The organism is Frankia alni ACN14a (genome assembly GCF_000058485.1).
Lineage (GTDB): Bacteria > Actinomycetota > Actinomycetes > Frankiales > Frankiaceae > Frankia > Frankia alni.
Map to the genome: position 1 here is coordinate 6,908,422 of NC_008278.1, position 21,080 is coordinate 6,929,501.

The following is a 21,080-nucleotide window of genomic DNA, read 5'->3' on the forward strand; positions in this document are numbered from 1 at the left end:
CGCGTGTTCACCAGCGTTGCGTGTACGTCCGAGTGCTGTGGGACGACCAGCAGGGTTCCGCTGCGGACCTCGGCCGGGCTGCCGCATGACGCCGACCGGGTCCGCGCACATCCGCCTCTTCCATTTTCCGGTGTCCGACACGGCCGCTCGGGCCGCCCGCAGCCGTGCCCGAGAGACGATTGAGAGCTGGCACATCGACCCCGAGACCACGGACAATGCGGTCCTGCTCGTCTCCGAGTTGATCACCAATGCGGTCAGAGCGTCGACGACCGTCGCCGCGTCGCTCGACCCGTCAGAGGTGCCGAGGCAGGAGAGGGCCATGGCGTCCGTCTCGCTGCGGATCAGCAGGATGGGCTCACGGCTCCTCCTCGAGGTCTGGGACCGCGACGTCCGCCCTCCGGCGTTGCAGGATCAGACGCCTACCGCCGAAAGCGGCCGTGGGCTGTTTCTGGTCGACGCGTTGAGCGCACAGTGGTCCTGGTACCGGCCCGTGACCGGTGGAAAGGTCGTCTGGGTCGAGCTGCGGACCGCGCCTTCCCCAACACCCCACGAACAGTTCGTGCAGGCGGACCCCGGGCCGCCGGAATCACTGGCGAGGCGCACGCGGACCGCTGTGCCGGACGCGCCGTTTCCAGTGACCTTCATCGACGATCCGATGCTGCTGAGACGGGCCGTCGAGGGACTACGCAAACTCGATGATCGGCAACGTGTCCATGTCGGCGGTCTGCCGATCAGACCGAACCGTCGTGACGATCCCGGATGCGATCATGAAGGGCTCGGTGTCTCGGTGATCTCCTCGTCAGGTTCGAGGCGGGCGGTGCCACTCGGATGAGCACGCCACGACCGCGGCTGCGAATGACCGCGCATGCCTTACTGATCGACTCGTCGGGGCGGGTGCTGCTCATCCGCACCGAGACGGGGACGTGGGCGTTGCCGTCGACTGTCCTGACATTCGAGGTGCAGCCCTATCGGCAAACCGTCGCGTTTGTTCGCCAGGTCCTCGGGATCGAGGTGGCCGAGCGCGACCTTCTCCTCGCCCACATCAGCGCCCACCGGTCCGTCACTGGTCTGGCCGGTCTCGGCCTCGTCATCAGCGTCGGACACTGGATCGGCCAGCCTGTGCCCACCCGCGCCAGCGTCACTGACACACCGACCCGGCAGCCGACCAGGCAATGGTGCTCGCCGGGACAGCCACCGGCGCCGCTGGCCGCCTGGGACGCGGCCGTCCTCCCCGCGCTGCTGACCAACACCCCCTATGCCGAGATCGGTTGGAACCCCTGTCCGACTCCGGACTCTGCCCGAGCCCCCTCATGAAGCCGATGAACGCCCTCACGGACCGAGTCGGTCCTGCAGGTGCCTGGCCAGCGGAACCCTGGACGACAGGAGCACGGGTATGACGGCCGACGACCAGTCACTGGGCCGCCCCGGCCTCATCGCACCGACGACGCCGGCCCGGATCGTGGTCGGGCAGGACCTCGCGGGAATGTTGGAGGCGTTCGTCTCCCGGCTGGCACCCCGCCTCTTCGCCCTCGTCGAGATCACCCCCGAGCGACGTAAAGATCCGGTCGTCGCCTGGGGACTCCAGTTCGACGACCAGGTCCACGTCGTTTCCTGCGACGGGCAACTCCGCGGGTCGTTCTCCTCCCCTGACCGCGCCCTGTGGCTGTTCTCCTACCGGGGAACGGAAGTTCGCCTGGTGTGGTGCACCCCGGCCGACCGCCGTCATCACCACCCGCCACGGCGACGCACCATCCGACGTTCCCGCTGACCGTGTCCGGGATGGCCCCCGAGCTGTTGACCAGCACAAGGAACATTCTGGGGACCATCGCCCGGACGAGACGACCGGAACCGCCTCGCCAGCCTCGACCTGCTCGGCAACCACCGGGACCGGCCCCGGCCGGACACCCGGACGTGGGTCGCGCTACGCGGTACTCCGGCCGCGGATGCGATCAAGCGCGTTGAGGGCCGTCTCGTCGGCGGTCGGCAGGGTGTGCAGGTAGCGCTGGGTGGTGGCGATCGAGCCGTGGCCGAGGCGCTCCTTCACGACTTGGAGGTCCGCTCCGCCGGCGAGGAGCCAGGAAGCGTGCGCGTGCCGGAGATCGTGAACGCGGACGCGTCGGCCGATCCCGGCCGCCTCGACCGCCGGATGCCAGACCTGCTTGCGGAACCAGTCGCCGGGGATGTGACCGTCGGTGTCGCGGCGGCGCCGCTTGCGTGGGTTGTCCTTGCCTGCTGCCCGTCGCTTCGCTCGATAGGCCGCGTATGCACCCTTGCAGGGCTGGCATCGGCAGGGGGCCATCGAATACGCGGTGATCGTGCCGTGCCGGTACTGCCTGCCCTTCGCGTTCGGCTCGGTCAGGGCAGGCTCGTCCGGCTCCGTCGGCAGCCCGATCTGGACCGCGGGCAGGTCCTGGTCCGGCATGGGGAACAGCAGGTCGTCTGTTCCGAGTCCCGTCGACTGGATGTACGTCTGGAGCTTGTCGACCACCTGCCGGCTGATCTTGAAGCGGCGGTACTTCTTGTTCTTCGGGTACTCCTGCACGAGGAACCGGCCGCCGGTCGGGTGATCCTTCGGGCTCAGCTCCACCACGGCCCGGCTAACGGTGACGATTCCGGTGGTGAGGTTGAGGTCCCGGGGACGCAGCTCCGTCAGCTCGCCCCAGCGCATCCCACTCTCGATGTCGACCTCGACGAGGAGTTGGAGGACCGCGTCGCTCAGCTTTCCGTAGATCAGGTCGAACTGCTCGGGAGTGATGATCTGTAGCGGCTTCTTCGGAACTTCGGGGATCTTCACGCCACGGCATGCGTGCAGGAACGTCATCTGATCGTTCAGCGCGGTGGTGAAGATCGCGCTGAGAATCGTCATGTTCTTGTCGATCACGTTCGGGCCAAGACCCCGGTTGCTCTGGTCGGTCACCCACTCGCGGACGTCCGCCGGCATAATCTCGGCCATCCGCATCCCGGTGAACCAGGGCAGGATGTGCGCGTCGAGGTTGTACCGGTAGGTCTCGCGGGTGCGCGGCTCCATCACATGGTTGGGAAACCAGGTCTCCTGGACGTACTCACCGAACGTCCGCCGGCCACGCCGCGGGTCGCCGACCCGGCCCTCGCGCTGCTTGACCTCCGCCTGCTGCCAGGCCCGGTCCGCGTCCCGCTTCCCGGTGAACGTCCCTGCCGACCGCACCCGGCCACGCAGATCCAGGTAGCACGCCGTGTACCGAGGCTTGCCGTCCTTACCAATCCGCTTCTTCGCGTAGCCCATCCCGACCACCGTCCCACTGATCATCCGTCCGTGATTTGTCCGTGGACGCGGACGAACCCGCCGGTAACATCCGACAGGAGGCGACACGAAAAGTACCGTCTGACCAGCAGTTTATGGCTTGCCCGAGATCGATTGAACAGGCGTACTTGGACGCAAATGCTCCCTCGCACGGAGGAGGCCAGGGGTTCGAGTCCCCTCACCTCCACCCCGCAGCGTGACGAACCGCCTGACCTGCAGAAACAGGTTGGTTCGCACGTTGTGGACGTGCTCGTGCCCGCCGAAACTGCAGGTCGGCGGGCCGGGCAGGTGGTTCGAGTCTCCTTTGGCTCTGGAGCAGTCGAGTCCTGTCGGTAGCCACCGCTGCTGGGACTGGGTCAGCATGCGGTCGTTCGCGGCCTTTGATCCGGGCTGGAGACCGCTGGAGCCGGACACACCACCCGCGCCCCGCGTCTCCCTCGTCCACGAAGGCCGGTACCAGCAGGCGCTGGCCGACTACGCCGCCAGGTCGACGAATGGCACCGGCGTGCCGGTGGCACGGCTTCCGATCCGGTGACCGTCGAGCGGGCCAGGCTCGTCACGTGCCCGAAGTGCGGCGCCCCCGCATCAAGCCCGTGCACGGACGCTGCGAAGCCCCGGAAGGCGAATCTATCCGTGCTCGCGTTGCAACGTTCGCAAGAACATCAAGCTTGTCCCTCGCCATGCGAACCAGCGGCCGTGGCCAAGCAGCACAACAAGCCGGCTGCCACGCCTCTGTCTGGACAGGGTGTGGCAGCCGGCTTGACGACCATCCACCGTGCGGCTCGTCAGCCGCCCAAGGACGTAGACAGCGTGGTCAACACCTGCTTCTCGGTCGCGGGGTCAGGGTGGGATGCCCGCAGTGCGCTCAGGACGTCGTCGATCCGACCGTCGAGGAACGTCCAGGCATTGCCGTCCATGGGCTTGAGCTTGGACTGATCGTCGTCCCAGGCCGTCTCGAGATCCTTGATCCGAGCCGTGGCACCGCTCTGGTCGCCCGAGTCCAACCTGGTGAGCGTGTCGTCGACGATCGTCTTGAAGCTGGCGACGTCGGCCTTTGGGAAGTTGGCGACTGCCTGAGCGGGCGTGAGCTGGATGTTGTTGGAGGCCGATCCGCCGCCCTCCTCCGCGGCGAGCGGAGACGTGTGCGGGATCTGCGAGGTGTGGTGGAGCAGGAGCCCGGCCGCGACCGCAGCCACGACGTAGAGGCCGAGGGCGAGTGGCTCTCGGCTGGGACCTGAGCCGTGGACGCGGGTGTCCGGGGCCTCCGACTCGGGGATGACGTCCGCCTTCGACCAGGTGAGGTAGAGGACGGTGGCCCCGATGGCGACAAGGAAGATCACACTGGTGAGAGCGGTGCCGAGGCCCAGTCCCTGCTCGGACTTCGGGGTCGCGAACCAGTCGCCGATGTTGGCGCCCAGCGGCCGGGTGAGGATATAGGCCAACCAGAAGGCGAGCACCGGCTGCCCGCCGAGCCGCCAGGCGACGACGACGGTGGCGATGAGGGCGGCCGGGAGCAGGACCGACTTGCCAGGGCCCCAGCCGCTGAGCTCGAGGGTCCAGTCGCCGGCCGCCGTACCGAGTGCGAAGGTCACCAGGACCGCGAGCCAGTAGAACGCCTCGCGGGGCGTCGAGGCGATGCTGTGGATCGACAGGGTGCGCTCGCGCGCGTACCAGATGCCGAAGACGATCGCCAGGAGGACAGCGAAGACCGTGGTGCTCACCTTCAGCGGAACGCCCCGGCTATCCGTGAGGATGTCGGTGTAGAGCGTGCCGGTGATACTCACGACCACGACGGTGAGCCAGTAGGCCAACGGCACGTATCGGCGGAGTCGCATCTGCACGTAGAGCACCGCGGCCAGGACGGCGGTGAAGATGAGCGCCGTGTTGGTGAGGCCGACGCCGAGCGTCGTGTTGATCCAGTCGGCGAAGCTCTCGCCGACGGTCGTACAAAGGATCTTGATTACCCAGAACCAGATCGTGATCTCGGGAACCTTGTTCAGCATCTCGCGCGCCCGGGAGGATGGTGGGCCCAGGGGCAGTTCGGTAGTCATGTCCGGCAGCATCGCGAAGGGATCCTGCAATCAACCTGTGCGAATGTCGGCCCGGGTTCGTGGGTCAGGGTGGCGATGACGGCACTCGCAGCCGCAGGCGTGGCCGCCAGGCTCGCCGATGAGTTCGAGGTGCCCGCGTTTTTCTCGGCCAGGCATCGGCTGATCGCAAGGCGCTGCTGCTGGACGGCCCGCGACGCTGGCGACGAGGCAAGAACCCTCCCACCTCATCGTGAGGGCCCGGCTCGGCCGCTGGCAGCGGCCGGGGAGGTCCCTCATGGGCGGACCTCCCGAGCTGGGTGAGCTAGTGTGCTGGGAGAAGTGGAAGGAACATCTCGGCGAGGACGTCCCGGACGTCGCCGCGGGCCTGCAACCATCCTGAACAAACCTCCGTCCGAGATGCGGCTCCCGCTGGCCGATGACCCCATCAGACGATCAGTGCGTGCGCTCCGGGGCTGCGGCTACTGGGCTCACGCCACGGACAGATCGTGAGCCCGACGTTCAGCTACGCAGGTCTCGCGTGTGGGGCTCTCTACCGGGCCGAGGCTCGCACCCTGTACCGACCTTCAGCCCGCCCGACGCCGCCGTAGCGCGGCACATCTCCGCCTGGCGCTCGCCGTCAAGGTTGCGTGCAGGTTCTGCTTGTCACCATGCGGGGACATGAAGGGTCGCGCAGTACTGACGGAGGAAGCGATGATCGCGATCGGGGTATGCGAGGACCAGGAATCCATCCGGACCATCCTTGTCCGGGGGCTGCGCCAGGCTGGCTACGAGGTGGTCGTCGCCCATGATGGCCGTGAGGCGCTCCGCCAGTTCAGTCCGGACAACAACATCAGCGTGATCATAATGGACATCGGCCTGCCGGACGCTGACGGCCGAGATGTCGTCCAGGCGCTTAAGTCAGCCGGGCAGCACGCTCCCGTCCTCTTCCTGACTGCGCTCGATGCGACGCACGACCATCTTGCTGGTTTCGCCGCTGGCGCGGACGACTACGTCACCAAGCCGTTCGACCTCAAGGTGCTTCTGGCACGCCTCGAGGTTCTGGCGCGCCGTGGACCTGCCGGCGGCATCAGCGCCGACGGGCTTGTTCTCGACCCAATCACGCACTCGGCCCGGACCGCGGCGGGACAAGTGCGCCTCAGCCCCACGGAGTTTCGCATGCTGGCGGCGATCATCGCTCGGCCGCACGAGGTGGTGCGCAGAAGGAGCGTCATCGCCGCGGCATGGCCCGACGGAGCGATCATCAGCGACAATACCGTCGACTCCTTCATCCACCGCCTGCGGACCAAACTCGAGTCGATCGACTCACCGACTGGAATCGAGACGGTTCGAGCAGTCGGATTCACGATGACGCGGATGGATGGCTAGGCGAACGGTGGCGAACTGGGCTTCACGGGTTGTGACCTGGTGGCGGGAGTGGCGCGACCGACTCAGTCTGCGGGCACAGCTCGTCACGATCACGGCCGTCCTCGCCAGCGCCATCGCCGCCGGTCTGGTGATCGTCGTCCAGATCTCCCTCGCAGGCGCCGCGAGCAGCACCACGGAGCGGATACTGAACGATCACGCCAGGGCCCTGGTGACCGGCATCAGTGCGGCATCGCCCGACGGCGTCCTGAACGTGCCGCGGTCCCAGCTCGACCCGGGCGTCGCGGTCTACGACAAGTCGGGGTCACAGGTCGCCGGAACCGTTCCGCCCTCGATGCAGGAGGAGTTCAAAGGACTGTCCGTAGCTACCAAAAAGCGCATTGTCGAAGGCGGTGACCGCTTCGCCATCATGGCCCTGCCATTCATGACCTCTCCAAAGCTACAGGGGGTGGTGATCATCACCGAGCCCTTAGCTCCATACGAGCGGAACGAACAGGTAGCGATGGTGGTCTCTATCATCGCTGGTGCGCTGCTCGTCCTCATGGCCGCCGGCTCGGCGGCGTGGATCAGCAAGCGGGTGCTGAGCCCGGTGGCGCAGATGGCGCGTACAGCCGACGAGTGGAGCGAGCACGACCTCGAGCGCCGGTTTGCACTCGGAGCCCCGACCAACGAGATCCGAGCTCTCGGCAACACCCTAGACGGGCTGCTGGACAAGGCGGTCACTGTCATCAGGGCCGAGCAGCGTCTCACTTCGGAGCTCGCCCACGAGCTTCGGACGCCGTTGACCACCATCCACGGAGCCGCGTACCTGCTTGCGCTGCGAACCGATCTGGACGACCAAGCGCGCGAGGACGTCGCGCTCATCAAGAACTCCAGCGCGTCGATGTCCAACACGATCAGTGTGCTGCTGGACCTTGCGCGCCGCCACAGCCAGGCGCTTCACAGCGACCGTACGCAGCTAGACGACCTGGCGGTCGAGCTCGAGGGCCTGCCTATGCCCGGCGGCCACCTGAACGTCGACCTGTCCCCGGCACTTTCGATCAACGTTCCCGCGGCACTCGCAATCCGCGCGGTCTCTCCGATCCTGAACAACGCACTCCAGGTCTCAGACCGCGCCTGGGTCAGTGCGCGGGCCGACGGCCGAAGCGTGGCTCTGCTCGTGGCCGACAGCGGCCCCGGGGTGCCAGACCAGTGGGTGGAGACGTTGTTCGAACCTGGCTGGAGCGGGAACGGGGGCTCTGGCCTCGGCCTCTCGCTTGCGAGGCGTGTGGCGCGCAGCGGCGGAGGCGACGTCTCGCTCGTCGAGCAGCGCAACCAGCATGGCGGCGCCACGTTCGCCGTCACGTTTCCGGGCGGCCGCGCCGCCCGAACAAGCCCAGCCCGAGGCGGGTGAATCGGTGAGTCAGAGCTCGAAGTGCGTAGCTCGCCGAGGAGGGCCGAGTCCGGCCCGGTAGGTGCTCTGGCAGTCCAACCGCAGCCCGGAGCGTGCGCAGCTCCAATGCCAGATCAGCGTTCGGTCGGCCGGCCAGGTGGTGGATATCGGCGCGGTCAAAGGAGGTGCCTGGTGCGCTGTCAGTCGTGGCGGGCTCCGGGCGGCGGATCGGGTAGGCGACCGGATCGACGCCAGCGGTCTCGCAGAGCCGAGTGAGCCAGTGGTCGACAATGGCGAGACCGTCGCGGATCGCACCACGGTCGATCGCAGCCAGGGTCGGGTTGAGGGCAGCGGGGAGCGATCCGGCGTCGAGGAAGGCGTGGATCGCCGCGGTCGCGCGGTCGGCCGGCCGGACCACGGATGTCCGGCCGGCCGTGCGCTCCGGGGCGCGACATGAACGATGGGGTCCTGCTGGATTGCCCAGCGCCGGTGGCAGGGCGGAGTTGGCGGCGCAGGGCGGTCAGCTCGGCCAGGGTTGTACTCACGGCGCAGCCGGACGACGGCCGCGTCCGGGGCGAGGGCCTGGACGAGCCGGTCAGTCCGGGAGGCGGCCAAGTGGCCGGCCAGCCGGTCGAGCGGGTCACCGCGGGATCATCTTGACAGGCAGGGCAGCGGGAAAGCCGGTCCCTGCCACTGTGCCGCTGCCGGACCTCGGCAGTTTGCGACATCCATCACCGCATCTCGGCAGCAATCCGAAACTCGGCCAGAGGGTACACATGGGCGGCGGTGGCGGGCACCCGTCGCGCGTCAGACCGAACGCATCAGACTCCAAGCCCAAAATACTGGCCGGGGTTACCCCCTTCATCGATCCCGTACACGTCGGATGGCTACGTCCTGTCGGACTACGACCAAGACCACCGGGTAAACCAGGCTAGGTCGTGCCGAGGATACACACCGAGCTGTGCCCGGTGTTCGCTGTAAGAACGCATGTGTCCGGAATGTCGAGAAGGGAACAGCCCATGCCTACGTCTACCGCCGTCCGGCATAGTCCAATCGCCAGCATCAACCCATATAACAACGAAATACTTCGCGAATTCCCTCCCATGGGCGAGCAGGACGTCGACCGCGCGATCCGAGAGGCACATCAGGCATTCCAGTCCTGGCGCGGTACCAGCGTTGACGATCGGGCCGCGCTGGTCGGTCGAGCCGCGCAGCTGGTGCGTGATCGCTCCGAGCACCTGGCCCGCCTGGTGACCCTTGAGATGGGCAAGCTCATCCGGCACAGCCGCGCCGAGATTGACCTTTCCGCGCGGATTCTGCAGTACTACGCCGACAAGGCCCCCGTGCTGCTCGCCGACGAGCCGCTGGATTTCAGAGACGGTTCGGCCACTGTCATCAATGATCCACTGGGGGTGATCCTTGGCGTCCAGCCCTGGAACTTCCCGGTTTACCAGACCGTCCGGTTCGCGGCGCCCAACCTGGTGTTGGGGAACACCATTCTACTCAAGCCCGCAAGCAATACGCCACAGTCGGCGCTGGCCGTGGAGCAGCTGTTCGCCGACGCGGGCGCACCGCGAGGCGTGTACACCAACCTCCTGATTCCCGGCCGCGAGGTCTACCGGGTGATTGAGTCTGATGTCGTTCGGGGCGCATCGCTGACCGGAAGCGACCGGGCCGGCGTCAGCGTCGGTGAGACCGCCGGCCGAAACGTGAAGAAGAGCGTCCTCGAGCTGGGCGGCAGCGACCCGTTCATCGTGCTCGACGACAACAACCTCGACCGCACCGTCGAAGCGGCCCTGATCGGCCGCCTGCACAACATGGGGCAAAGCTGTGTGAGCGCCAAGCGGGTGATCGTGATATCCGAGGTATTCGACCGGTTCGTGACCGCGCTGGCCGAACGGATGCTCGAACTGGTTCCGGGCGACCCCGTTGACGAGGCCACCACACTGGCACCGGTGTGCTCCGAGCCGGCCGCCCAGACGCTGGTGGACCAGGTCCGCGACGCGCTGGACAAGGGAGCGACCGCGGTCGTCGGCGGCGGGCACGTCGACCACCCCGGAGCGTTCGTGCAACCGACGGTCCTCGTCGGCGTGACGCCGAAGATGCGCGCCTATCACGAAGAGCTGTTCGGGCCGATCGCAGTCGTCTATCGGGTACAGGACGATGACCAGGCGGTCTCCTTGGCGAACGACTCGCCTTACGGTCTCGGCGGTGCGGTGTTCAGCAGCGACATCTCCCGGGCGCGTGCAGTCGCCAGCCGGATCGAGAGCGGGATGGTGTGGATTAACCATCCGACGTCATCCGAGCCGGAACTGCCCTTCGGCGGCATCAAGCGGTCCGGCTACGGCCGGGAGCTGTCCCACCTCGGCATCAAGGAGTTCGCCAACCGGAAGCTGATCGTGACGATGGGGACGGACGCGCCGATCACCGACGCTCTGGGCTGATGCCCGCTCGGGCGGTGTGCCCCTGCTCACTGCGGCGCCCATGTCCCTTGCGCCTGACGCGGGTTGTCAGGACAGCAGACCCAGGCCCTCCGCGAGGGCACGCCACTGTGCCGTAGGCAGCGGCGCGTCTGCCTGTGCGGTGAGTACCTGGATGGCGACGTGGTCGGCACCCGCGTTGTGATGCTGCTCGATCCGGCCGCGGATCGTAGCGACGCTCCCCCACGCAACCAGGCTGTCGACCAGGTGGTCGCTGCCCGAGCCGACGAAGTCGTCCTCGACAAATCCGAGCCTGAGCAGGTTTTCCGTGTAGTTCGGCAGTGCTAGGGAGACGGCGAGCGCGCGGCGGGCGATCGTCCGCGCCTGGGTCGCGTCGGTCGTGAGGACGACCTTCTGTTCCGGCGCGAGCAGCGGGCCGAGGCCGAGAATGTCGCGGGCCCGCCAGGTGTGCTCCGGGGTCACCAGGTACGGGTGCGCTCCGGCGGTGCGCTCGCCGGCGAGCCTGAGCATCCGCGGTCCCAGCGCGGCGAGCAGCCGCGCATCCCGCGGGACCCGCGACTGCGGGAGGTCCAACCGGTCGAGATAGCTTTCCACGGCCCGGAAGGGATGCCAGTAGCGCTCGCCGACGAAGGCCGCGTGGCCGGCGCCGACACCGATCAGCAACCGGTCAGGGTGGGACTTCGACACGCGGGCATAGCTGTCCGCCACCACCTTCGCCGGTTCGGTCCAGACGTTGAGGATGCCGGTTGCCGCGACCAGCCGGCGGCTGGCATCCAGCAGAGCCTCCGGAAGCTCGAGGCTCGCCGTCGCGCCGCCGAGCCAGATTGCGCCGTATCCGAGTTCGTCGAGTTCGGCGACAGCGTCCGCCCTTGCCTGCCGGTCGTCCGGCCATCGCGCGATGGAGGTCCAGACACCGAACTTGCCGACGTTTACCGGCACGATTTCCCCCTCGCCGAAAGAGCCGGCGGGATCACCGCCTGATCACCGCCTCCACCGTCAGGAGCGGTGGGCGTGATCCTCGCCGACCTCGACATCCTTCTGGCTTCTGGCCAAGATCGGCGGATCGCCACCCAGCGGACGGTTCGTGGGGTCAGGGTTGGTGGCAGGCCGAATCCTGCGGGGCATGGTTGGGGACGAACCGTCCCAGTAGCCAGGGTGAAACCGCCGCCCGGGTTGCGCAACAGGTGGATGTTCCTGAGCCAGGGCCGCGGCGGGAGTGTGGTTTCCCCCGCACCTCCGGCGGTGCCCTGCTGGACGGCCAGGGCCGCGGCCGAGCTGACTGTCCGGGCCGGCCTGTGTTCGCCGACGCCGGACGGGGCACACCCGCAGGGGAAGCATCCGACCACCCACTGTGAAGGGGAGAATCATGGCTGCCGCCACAAACACCCTCGAGGACGAACGTCAGTTGCTGGTCGGCTGCATCGAGGACGCCTTCGAGGCGATCCGGCTGCTACCGGGGCTGGACGCAAACGGCCCCGCTCTGGTCTGGCTCGCCGACCATCTCCTGGACGCCCGCCGCCAGACCGCCAAGGAAAGTTAGACGGTCAGCAGGCGGGCGCCGGGTAGTGATCCCTGATGGCACTCAGCGACAACCTCGCCGACTACCGAGCGCGGCGTGACGAGCGCCGCGGCCCCGAACCGTTCTCTCGCCAGGGCCAGGAAGAGCCAGCCCAGGCACATCGAGGTCACCTCCACCGGCGGAGGTGGACGCCGCTGACGTGCCGCAGGAGGCCCGATCCGCGCTTTCTCGGAAACCGGCCCGCGGCAGTCCGGGTCTGCCGTGTCCACCGGCGCGGGATTGGGCGGCGGTGCCGCGAAGCGCCGCGACACGCCGCGACGTCGTATCGGCCGCCCGGGGGAGGTCCTCACCGTGGAGATGCAGATGGATTACGACCAGTTCATTGCGAACCTGGAGCGAATAGCCGGCCTTGACCCGGACGCGGCCGTACAGGCGGCGCGCGCGACCTTGGAGACGCTCGCCGAGCGGCTGTCCAAGGAAGAGGCTCGCGATCTGGTGAATGACCTGCCGCCGGAACTGGGTCCGATGCTCTTCACGGACAGCCCGGCCGAGCGGTTCGATGTCGACGAGTTTCTCCGCCGGGTATCAGAGCGGGAACGGGTGGATATCGCGGCCGCCCGGCGGCACTCCGAAGCGGTGTTCACCATGCTGGCCCGGACGATCAGTGCCAAACGGTTGGCCCACCTGATGGCCCAGCTGCCCAAGGACTTCACCCCACTTCTCCCGGTCGGCCCGGATACCGAGGTTCTGTCGATGGAGACGTTCCTTGACCGGGTGAGCAGGCGCGCCGGCCTCGACTCGGCCGCATCCCGCCGGGCGACGGAGGCCGTGCTCGAGACGCTGGTCGAACGCGTCGCCGAGGGGTCCGTCGACCACATGAGCGTGCGGCTGCCCGCCGACCTGCGTCTCGTGCTTAAACGCGCGAAGGCGGCCAGCCCCGGTCCGGCGAGCCGCATGCCGGTGGACGAATTCCTCCGCCGGGTCGCGGAACGAGCAAAGATCCCGACGTACCTGGCGCCCGTCCAGGCCCGTGCGGTCTTCCACACCCTCCGCGAGGCCCTCGGCGACAAGGAGTTCTTCGACCTGGTGGTCCAACTGTCCGGTGACTATGAATGGCTGTGGATCCGGCGACGGTCCGCCGCCTAGTGTCCCGTGATCCAGATTCCTCTACTGGCTGACGCAACATTGGGCGGAACTGCCGGAGAGAAGAACGCCAATGAGTACTTTCCGACTGGATACGACGCTGGTCGACAGGTTGGTTGACGGCAGCCTGGACCCGCCGGGAGAGGCGGCCCTCGCGGAGCAGGTGGCAAACATCCTGCCATTCCACTGGGCGCTTCCCCACCCGATCGAGGCCGCGTTGTCGAGGATCATCGTTCACCTCGGTGGGCAACGCGCCCTGCTGGCATGGCTGGACCGTTACCCCGGTCGGCCACGGCTGGTAGCCCGGCTGAATGTGCTCATGGGGCTCCTCGAACGCCTCAGCGACGAACCGGCCATCGTGACCGCATTGCAGGAGCTGCGAACACAAACGCCCTACCCGCCGGGCCTGTCCGGCTACCTCCCGCCGAGCACCGACGAAGCGACGCTCGCCAGTCTCGCTGGCCAGATTGAATCGCTCCTGGCGGCTGACCGCGCGGACGAAGCGGTACGGCTTTCTCTCGCCGTCATAGCCATGCTTCAGCAGGCTGCCCCGCAGATCGGGACACTCGACCTGGGCGGACGCGACATCGCCGATCTTCTGGAGCAGGTTCGGCAGGATATCGTCGCGGTCGGCCCTGCCCGGCAGCCACGATGAACGACGACACCTACAACCAGACTACTTGTCGGCGAGCTCGCCCAGGAACCCGGTGGGCACTTGGCCGAGAAGCTCGGTGACGCGGGTAATCTTCGGATCCCGGAAGTAGGAGCCGAGTACGGCTTCGCCCTCGCTCCGGGTGTTCCAGCGAGTGACGATGACAACGTGGCCGGGGTCCGCCAGGTCGCGGATGACGTCGTACCCGGTGCAGCCCGTGGTTGCTGGCATGTCAGCCCCGATGGCAAGCGCGAGGTCCATGCCCTCCTCCGCAGACTCGGGCGAGAAGCGCATGTCGAACACCGATGAAATGGTCATGAACCGACTCCGGGGACTAGTACGACCATACTAGAAGACCATAACTAGGATGACCGTACTAGTCAAGGTTGTTCGGCGAGGGCTCGCAGCAGGGCCGACGCGCTCTGCTCGAAGACAGCGACCGTGCCGGCGGCGCGGGCCAGGACGAGGCTCCCCTCCAGGAACGTGACCATCAACTGCGCGGTCGCGCTGGCTTGCGATGAGGCGACTCCGACGTGGCAGAGTCGCGCTTCGAGGACGTCGATCCATGATCGGAACGCCGTATCCGCCGCAGCGCTCAGTGCGGGCTGGTCCGGTGACGCTTCTACCGTCACAGCAGCCACCGCGCAGCCCGTACCACCTGCCGCCTTCGCCACGACGGGGCCGATGAGCTCGATGAAGCTGCGCAACACGGCGTCCGGATCGTCCCCGCCGATGCTCTCGAACTCGGCCCGGACTCGGCGACCCGTCCATGCGACGGCTTGCTCGGCGAGGTCGTTCTTGCCTCCTGGGAAGTGGTGATAGATCGCCCCGCGAGCCGCGCCGCTCGCGGCGAGGACGTCGGTGAACGATGTCGCAGCCAGTCCCCGCTGGCGCAACGACAACGCCGCCGACTCCGTCATGCGTTGCTTGGTGTCGCGAGGCATCAGCACCTCCAACTCGTACGACCGTCCTAGAGTAGTCGGCCGCCTGGCCGCCAGCGACGGTGCCTCTCGGGTGCGTGCGGTGGTGGTCGAGGCGGACCGCGCGGCGGCGGTGAGCAGCGCCATGGTCACTGCGGTCCCGCTGCGGCTCGACGACCTGGCCGGGGTTGCGGAGGCAACGTGAACGGTCCGCGTCGGGGTGGCCCTCCGTCCCACCGTCCCCTCCCGCTCCGCCGTACTCAGCCGATCCGACTCGCAGGCACGCAGGATGGCGCGCGTCTTCCCCAGCCAGCTAGTCGATCACGGCCTGGTACACGAGGTTCTTGAAAACCCGTTGGTAGTGCCTGGCCCGCCAGTATTTCTGGGTCATGAACAGCCCGATCAGATCCTCGGCCGGGTCGACGAAGAAGCTGGTCGACCCGCGTCCGAGCCACCAGTAATCGCCCGCGGAGCCGAGGACTTCGGAGAGTCCCGACTGCTTGCGCACCGCCACGCCCAAGCCGAACGTGTACCCGTCGCGCGGCATGTAGTCGGGCCCGGTGCCATACAGCGAACCGAGGTGGTCGGAGGTCATCAGCTCGACCGACTTCCGGCTGAGCACCCGCTGGCCGTCCAGTTCACCCATTCCCAACAACATCCTGGTGAACCGGAGATAGTCCCGGACGGTCGAGAAAGAGCCGCTGCCGCCGGAGATGAAGGTTGGACGCGAGGTGAGGTCGCGCATCACCGTGTCCGCGGCGAAAGGCTCGGCCGGCTGCACCATCAGGTGAGCACGCTCCGGTGGGACGAAGAACCCGGTGTCGGCCATGCCGAGTGGGGTGAACACGCGATCCGCGAGCAGAGCGTCCAGCGGCTGGCCGCTGGCCACCTCCAGGAGGCGCCCCACGACATCGCCGGATCGACCATATTCCCAATGGGATCCCGGCTGCATGGCCAAGGGCAGCTTGCTGAACGAGGTGACGAGGTCCTGTGTGGACGTGGAATAAGCGACGTCGGTGTGATCGAACGCCCTGATACCGGCCTTCTCGTACAGCTTCAGGATCCAGGGGGTTCCGAAATACCCGCCAACGATGCCGGACGTGTGCCGCAGCAGATCGATAACAGTGATCTGCCGCTCCGCGTCCACGAGGCGGTGTCCACCGTCCGACGTGGATTCGCCGACCGGCAGGTCGGCCAGTTCGGGCAGAAACCGCCCGACGGGATCGCCGAGGTCGAGGAGCCCCTCCTCGTGCAGGGACATGGCGGCCACGCTCGTGAGCGGCTTGGTCATCGAGTAGATGCGGAAGATCGCGTCCAGCGGCATCGGGGCGCCGGTTGGCGGCGTCACGGTCCCGGCCTGCGCGGTGTACGCGACATGACCCCGGCGGTACACGAGCGCTACCGCGCCGGGCAGCCGGCCGTCGTCCACATGCGACGACAGCATCCGGTCGATCCTGGCGAGCCTGCCGGACGACAGACCGACCTCTTCCGGTATGGCGCGGGCACCGAGATCTGTTTCTGGTTCCACCGGTTTCCTCTTCGTTGGAGAGCAGATCCCGAGGGGCTGGCAAGCTCTCGCGACGGCCGATCGAATAGGTTCGATGCCGCGTTTCGTTGCTTGCAAGACTACGCCCGCGCGGCCGCCTTGCGCTGCCGATGTATGGGCGATCGAGGAGATCTCGATCGAGCGATAGGAGATGCGGGCGGCACCCGAGCCTACCCATTGACATGTCGCCACGATCCGGTTAGATCATCACCACACGGATTCTTGGTCACGCCGCAGGTGCGTGGCCGATCACGCGTGAATCGGCGGTGGAGGGGGCACGTTGCTAAGGGTCCTGCACACGATCGAGGATGTGCGTGAGCAAACGCGCGAGTGGCGCGCCGCCGGTTCCTCCATCGGCTGCGTCATGACCATGGGCGCTCTCCACGAAGGGCACCTGAGCCTTGTCGACGCCGCGAGGAGAGAATGCGACAAGGTGGTTCTGACCTTGTTCGTCAATCCGATTCAGTTCGGACCTTCCGAGGACTTCGACCGCTATCCCAGGACCGAGGAAGCGGATTTCCGTGCCTTGCGCGACCGGGAATGTGACGCGGTCTTCGCGCCGGCCACCGAGACAATCTTCCCTTTGGGTGAGCGGCGCATCGACCAGGTGCGCACCAAGGTCGTCGTGCGCGGGTTGACCGATGTGCTGTGCGGCCCGCGGCGCCCGGGGCACTTCGACGGGGTCACCACCGAGGTCCTCAAGATGTTGCACATTGTCGACTGCGATCGGACCTACTGGGGTGAGAAGGACTACCAGCAGTACGCCGTCATCCGGGCGATGGTGGAGGATCAGGGCCTCCCGGTGAAGGTCGTGCCCTGCCCGACTATGCGCGACGTCGACGGCCTGGCGTTGAGCAGCCGCAACACGTATCTGGACTCCGGCCAGCGGGCGATCGCCCCGCGGCTGTACGCGGCGTTGCGGCGCGGCGCGCGTCGGATCGCCGAGCAGGGCATCGACGTCATCGGCGAGACCACGAAACAGATCGCGGAGACCCTGCTGGCGCACGGGTTCGACCTGGTCGAGTACGTCGAGGTGTACACCGGTTCGCTCGGGCCGGCCGTCGCGGGCACACCAGTGGAGGAGCTGCGCGTCTTCGGGGCGGTGCGCCTGGGTGGCGCACGCCTGCTCGACAACGCCGCCGTCGCCGACGAGGTCGGCGGATGAGCGCGGAATGGGGTCTGTTCTCCGGTGGCCGGTGGTCGCCCGGCGTGGGCGTCGCGGAGGTGCGCAACCCGTACACCGACGAGGTGGTGGGGACGGTGGTGCGCGCGAGCCCGGAGCAGGCGCTCGAGGCGGCGCGCGGGCTTGCCGGAGTCAGGTCCGAGCTCACCGCCTACGACCGAAGCAACATCCTCACCGCGACAGCGGAACTTCTCCACCGGGAACGGGACGACTTCGCGAGCACGATCTCCCAGGAGTCCGGTCTCGCGATCATGGACGCCCGGCGCGAGGTGGACCGCGCCGCCACGCAGCTCCGGTACTGCGCGGAGGAGGGCAAGCGCATCACCGGCGAGGCGATCCGAACCGACGTCACCAGCGCTCGGCAGCGACGCCTCGCGATCACGACCCGGGAGCCGATCGGCGTCGTGTGCGCTGTCACGCCGTTCAACCGACCGCTCAACCAGGTCGTCACCAAGGTCGCCCCCGCGATAGCCGCCAACAACAGGGTGGTCGTCAAACCGTCGGAGAAGACCCCGCTGAGCGCGATCCGCCTCGTCGACGCGCTCCTGCGATCCGGCCTGCCACCCGACCTGATCGCGTTGGTGTGCGGCGAACCCGGCGAGCTCGTGGACGCGCTCATTCATTCCGGACACATCGACATGTTGACGTTCACCGGCAGCACCAGAGTGGGCCGGCTGCTCGCCGCGTCAGCCGGGATGATCAGGCAGACCTACGAGCTCGGGGACAGTGGCGCGCTGGTCATCATGGCGGATGCGGACATTCCCGCGGCCGTTGCGGCGGCCACCGCGGGCGCATTCGCCACCTCCGGGCAGTCGTGCCGCGGTGTCAAACGCATCATCGCGCACGAGGACGTCGCCGACGAGTTCGTCAGGGAACTCGCCGCCGCTGCGTCGGCCCTGGTGGTCGGCGATCCGGGGGACCCTGCGACCGACATCGGCACGCTGATAGACCGGCACGCCGCCAGCGAGGTGGAGGCCCGCGTGGCTCGTGCCGTGGCCGCGGGCGCGCGGGTGTTGTGCGGGGCCCGACGGGTGGGCGCCCAGTACTGGCCGACCGTCCTCGACCACGTGCCACGGGACGCGGATCTGGTGCGCCTCGAGACCTTCGGCCCGACGGCGCCGGTGATCAGGGTGAAGGACTTCCCCGAAGCGGTGGAGGTCGTCAACGACTCTCGGTACGGCCTCCAGGCAGGCATCTTCACCAACAACCTGGAGCACGCGCGCCGAGCCGCCGAGCTTTTCGACGTGGGCGCGGTCGTGGTGAACGGAGGACCGCAGTTCGAGTCGCCCAACATCCCGTTCGGCGGGGTGAAGGACAGCGGTATCGGTCGCGAGGGTGCGAGATACGCGATCGAGGAGATGACCAGGGTCAAGACCCTCGTCATCTAGTACTTCTACCTGATCGGAAAGCGTCGCGAACCCGAGAACACGGTGTGTTTTCGAACCGAGGAGGACAGGTGACCGTTCTCACCGCCGGCCGTGCCACCGCCGACCGGCGTGGCCGCCCACGGGAGGACCTCCGTGATCGCTGACCACGAGATCACCAACTCGAAGGCGGGCGCCTGGGACCGGCTGGGTAGCGCGTACTGGAACCGCAACTACGACGGCGGTCCGAACCCCGCAGCGTGTGCCCAGTACCTCGAAGGTCTCGCCGCTGGTGAGCGGGTGCTTCTGGTGGGCGCCAGCACCGTTGCACTCGCCCGTGCGGTGCTCGACGCCGGCGCGGAGCTGGTGGTCGCGGACTTCTCCGCGGTGATGCTTGCCGAGCTGGAGAACCTGATCCCGGGAAGGGCCGAGTTCGTTCGGGTCGACGTGACCCGCGCCGACTCACGGTTCGACGGTGCGTTCGATCTCGTGATAGCTGATCGACTTGTCAACCGGTTCGTCCGCGCCGAGCTCCGCAGCGCCCTGCGGACCCTGTCCGCCGCGGTGCGCCCCGGCGGGAAGATGCGGCTGAGCTACCGGTTGGGGCTGTACGAGCGGGACGAAGCGGTGCTCTCCGAAGCCGCTCGACGCGGCGTGCTGTCCACCGTTTTCGACGAGGCGGAGTTCGACGTCGACTACAGCGCCGCAGCGGAATGGCTCGGCACGGTGTTGCCACCGCACGGCGACATCCCGACGCACGCCCTGGTCGACTTCTACGTGGCCAGGGGACGAGAACACCGGATCAGAACAGGCGAACTCGACGAGCTCGCCGCCCAGGATGTGCCGCGCGGCCTCCGTTACGAGACCGCGCACCTGCCGGTGCCCGGCCAGGGCGACGACTTCCTCCTCCAACTCACCCGCCTGGCATGACCGCCGACACCGGGTCGCGCGACTTCCGCGTCCTGTGGCGCGGTGAGTCGATCAGCCTGGTCGGCGACCGGGTGGCCACGTTCGCCGTGCCGACCATCGCGATCCTGACCCTGCACGCGACGACGTTCGAGGTCGGGCTGTTGACGATGGCCACGTACATCGCATATCCGGTCTCCGGTATCGGTGCGGGGCTGCTCGTCGATCGTTTCACCCGCCGGCGGATGATGGTGGTGGCCGGTGCCGCGCGGCTCGTGCTGTTCATGAGTATTCCGGTCGCGCAACGGTTCGGTGTGCTCACGATCGAGCAGCTACTCCTGGTCGTCGCGGTGAGCGGCGGTTTCACCCTGCTGTACGACGTGGCGTTGCAGGGGTATCTGCCCATTCTGCTGCCTGGCCACGAGCTACTGCGAGGCAACGCCGCGGTCGAGACCTCGCGGAGCACCTCGCAGGTTATCGGACCCGCACTCGGCGGCGCGCTGTCGAGCGCATTCGGGGCGACCTATGCGGTGGCTCTGAACGCGACGTCCTTCCTCGGCTCCATTCTCAGCGTGATGTCCGTGCGGACGGACGAACCACCGCCCGAGCCGCGCTCACCGGGGGACACCGTGGTCGGCAGGCTCCGGGAGGGATTCGCGTTCGTGTTGACCCACGACCTGCTGCGACCTCTCACGCTCTGTGCCGCGGTGCGAAACCTGGGCATCACGGTGACCAAGACGGTGATCTTCCTGTACGCCTACCGGGCGCTCCACCTCTCCGTCCACACCACGGGAGTGATCCTGGCAACCGGAGCGGTCACGTCGGTGCTGGGCGCATCGGTCGCGGGACGCGCCGTGCGGAGATTCGGTTACGGCCGGACGCTGCTGTTCACGGTCTCCGAAGGGGTGATGTGGCTGATGGCGCCGCTGGCCCTGCTCGGTCACCCGGCCGCGGTCCTGGGGGTGATCGTCACGTTCGCCTCGCCCTGGTTGCCGATCTGGAACAGCCAGGTCGCCGTCGCGCGCCAGGTGCTGGCACCTGCCCGGCTACAAAGCCGCGTGCTCGCTTCGATACGGACGATCGGTTGGGGAACCCTGCCGCTGGGATCGCTGCTGGGCGGAGTGCTCGCCGTCGTCTTCGTCGGCGCGTTCGGTGAACGGGCCGGACTCGCCCTCACGATTGTTGTGGGTGGCCTTATCGCGACGAGTGCGGGCAGTTGGCTGCTCGCACCGGCCGTACGGAACTCGCGGCAGGTTCCTCGGGCGCATTGGCTCGCCAACCGGCCGGCCGTTGAAGTTTCTTGACGAGGGAGCGGCGAGAATTGCTGTTGGATACGTTCAG

Annotated in this window: 20 protein-coding genes; 14 read left to right on the forward strand and 6 right to left on the reverse strand. The window is 67.6% G+C overall.

Features of this window, described 5'->3' with window-relative positions; all coding sequences use genetic code 11:
- Positions 1-85: 85 nt before the first annotated feature.
- From FRAAL_RS33355 to FRAAL_RS34030, 3 genes are all read left to right on the forward strand, one after another.
- On the forward strand, positions 86-832 hold the full coding sequence (locus tag FRAAL_RS33355) for an ATP-binding protein (protein ID WP_050997272.1): 747 nt from the start codon (positions 86-88) through the stop codon (positions 830-832).
- A 23-nt stretch (positions 833-855) separates the two neighbouring features.
- Positions 856-1,314, forward strand: coding sequence for an NUDIX hydrolase (locus FRAAL_RS27720; protein WP_231861384.1), 459 nt, complete (start codon positions 856-858; stop codon positions 1,312-1,314).
- A gap of 79 nt (positions 1,315-1,393) precedes the next feature.
- Positions 1,394-1,768: a hypothetical protein gene (locus tag FRAAL_RS34030; RefSeq protein WP_011607402.1), complete on the forward strand. Its 375-nt coding sequence runs from the start codon at positions 1,394-1,396 to the stop codon at positions 1,766-1,768.
- 153 nt (positions 1,769-1,921) lie between these two features.
- On the opposite strand, the gene FRAAL_RS27730 is transcribed toward FRAAL_RS34030, so the two are convergent.
- A complete protein-coding gene (locus tag FRAAL_RS27730; RefSeq protein WP_197537230.1) occupies positions 1,922-3,286 on the reverse strand; it encodes a tyrosine-type recombinase/integrase in 1,365 nt (454 codons plus the stop codon).
- Between the two features lie 355 nt (positions 3,287-3,641).
- Here FRAAL_RS27730 and FRAAL_RS35365 point away from each other — a divergent pair, with 355 nt between their 5' ends.
- Positions 3,642-3,815: a hypothetical protein gene (locus tag FRAAL_RS35365; protein ID WP_011607404.1), complete on the forward strand. Its 174-nt coding sequence runs from the start codon at positions 3,642-3,644 to the stop codon at positions 3,813-3,815.
- Positions 3,816-4,065: 250 nt separating this feature from the next.
- Here FRAAL_RS35365 and FRAAL_RS27740 read toward each other — a convergent pair whose 3' ends face one another.
- Complete coding sequence (locus FRAAL_RS27740; RefSeq protein WP_231861385.1) at positions 4,066-5,331, reverse strand: COG4705 family protein; 1,266 nt, start codon at positions 5,329-5,331, stop codon at positions 4,066-4,068.
- 690 nt (positions 5,332-6,021) lie between these two features.
- Here FRAAL_RS27740 and FRAAL_RS27745 point away from each other — a divergent pair.
- The 3 genes from FRAAL_RS27745 to FRAAL_RS27755 all read left to right on the forward strand — a co-directional run bounded on the left by FRAAL_RS27745 (position 6,022) and on the right by FRAAL_RS27755 (position 10,509).
- Complete coding sequence (locus FRAAL_RS27745; RefSeq protein WP_011607406.1) at positions 6,022-6,696, forward strand: response regulator transcription factor; 675 nt, start codon at positions 6,022-6,024, stop codon at positions 6,694-6,696.
- Positions 6,697-6,703: 7 nt separating this feature from the next.
- Positions 6,704-8,086 carry a sensor histidine kinase gene (locus FRAAL_RS27750; RefSeq protein ID WP_231861386.1) on the forward strand — a complete coding sequence of 461 codons (1,383 nt, stop codon included), beginning with the start codon at positions 6,704-6,706 and terminating at the stop codon, positions 8,084-8,086.
- A 998-nt stretch (positions 8,087-9,084) separates the two neighbouring features.
- Entirely contained in the window at positions 9,085-10,509 is a 1,425-nt protein-coding gene (locus FRAAL_RS27755) for an NAD-dependent succinate-semialdehyde dehydrogenase (RefSeq protein WP_173402711.1), read from the forward strand.
- Between the two features lie 66 nt (positions 10,510-10,575).
- Here FRAAL_RS27755 and FRAAL_RS27760 read toward each other — a convergent pair whose 3' ends face one another.
- A complete protein-coding gene (locus FRAAL_RS27760) occupies positions 10,576-11,445 on the reverse strand; it encodes an LLM class F420-dependent oxidoreductase (protein ID WP_011607410.1) in 870 nt (289 codons plus the stop codon).
- Positions 11,446-11,872: 427 nt separating this feature from the next.
- Between FRAAL_RS27760 and FRAAL_RS33845 the strand changes: the two genes are divergently transcribed.
- The 3 genes from FRAAL_RS33845 (at position 11,873) to FRAAL_RS27775 (ending at position 13,823) form a co-directional block, all read left to right on the forward strand.
- The gene (locus FRAAL_RS33845) at positions 11,873-12,046 is read left to right on the forward strand and encodes a hypothetical protein (RefSeq protein WP_173402712.1); all 174 of its coding nucleotides are present in this window, start codon (positions 11,873-11,875) and stop codon (positions 12,044-12,046) included.
- Positions 12,047-12,286: 240 nt separating this feature from the next.
- Complete coding sequence (locus tag FRAAL_RS32220) at positions 12,287-13,171, forward strand: DUF2267 domain-containing protein (RefSeq protein WP_011607412.1); 885 nt, start codon at positions 12,287-12,289, stop codon at positions 13,169-13,171.
- Between the two features lie 70 nt (positions 13,172-13,241).
- Positions 13,242-13,823: a hypothetical protein gene (locus FRAAL_RS27775; protein ID WP_011607413.1), complete on the forward strand. Its 582-nt coding sequence runs from the start codon at positions 13,242-13,244 to the stop codon at positions 13,821-13,823.
- Between the two features lie 21 nt (positions 13,824-13,844).
- On the opposite strand, the gene FRAAL_RS27780 is transcribed toward FRAAL_RS27775, so the two are convergent.
- The 3 genes from FRAAL_RS27780 to FRAAL_RS27790 all read right to left on the reverse strand — a co-directional run bounded on the left by FRAAL_RS27780 (position 13,845) and on the right by FRAAL_RS27790 (position 16,268).
- On the reverse strand, positions 13,845-14,138 hold the full coding sequence (locus FRAAL_RS27780) for a putative quinol monooxygenase (RefSeq protein ID WP_011607414.1): 294 nt from the start codon (positions 14,136-14,138) through the stop codon (positions 13,845-13,847).
- A 62-nt stretch (positions 14,139-14,200) separates the two neighbouring features.
- Positions 14,201-14,770, reverse strand: coding sequence for a TetR/AcrR family transcriptional regulator (locus tag FRAAL_RS27785; RefSeq protein WP_050997275.1), 570 nt, complete (start codon positions 14,768-14,770; stop codon positions 14,201-14,203).
- Between the two features lie 283 nt (positions 14,771-15,053).
- The gene (locus FRAAL_RS27790) at positions 15,054-16,268 is read right to left on the reverse strand and encodes a serine hydrolase domain-containing protein (RefSeq protein WP_011607416.1); all 1,215 of its coding nucleotides are present in this window, start codon (positions 16,266-16,268) and stop codon (positions 15,054-15,056) included.
- Between the two features lie 298 nt (positions 16,269-16,566).
- Here FRAAL_RS27790 and panC point away from each other — a divergent pair, with 298 nt between their 5' ends.
- From panC to FRAAL_RS27810, 4 genes are all read left to right on the forward strand, one after another.
- Positions 16,567-17,451, forward strand: coding sequence for a pantoate--beta-alanine ligase (panC, locus tag FRAAL_RS27795; RefSeq protein ID WP_011607417.1), 885 nt, complete (start codon positions 16,567-16,569; stop codon positions 17,449-17,451).
- Positions 17,448-18,857 carry an aldehyde dehydrogenase family protein gene (locus FRAAL_RS27800; RefSeq protein ID WP_011607418.1) on the forward strand — a complete coding sequence of 470 codons (1,410 nt, stop codon included), beginning with the start codon at positions 17,448-17,450 and terminating at the stop codon, positions 18,855-18,857. Before panC ends, FRAAL_RS27800 begins: the two co-directional genes overlap by 4 nt.
- A gap of 132 nt (positions 18,858-18,989) precedes the next feature.
- On the forward strand, positions 18,990-19,763 hold the full coding sequence (locus tag FRAAL_RS27805) for a methyltransferase (RefSeq protein ID WP_157892243.1): 774 nt from the start codon (positions 18,990-18,992) through the stop codon (positions 19,761-19,763).
- Complete coding sequence (locus FRAAL_RS27810; protein WP_011607420.1) at positions 19,760-21,043, forward strand: MFS transporter; 1,284 nt, start codon at positions 19,760-19,762, stop codon at positions 21,041-21,043. The genes FRAAL_RS27805 and FRAAL_RS27810 overlap by 4 nt, the downstream gene beginning before the upstream one ends.
- The last annotated feature ends 37 nt before the right edge of the window (positions 21,044-21,080 follow it).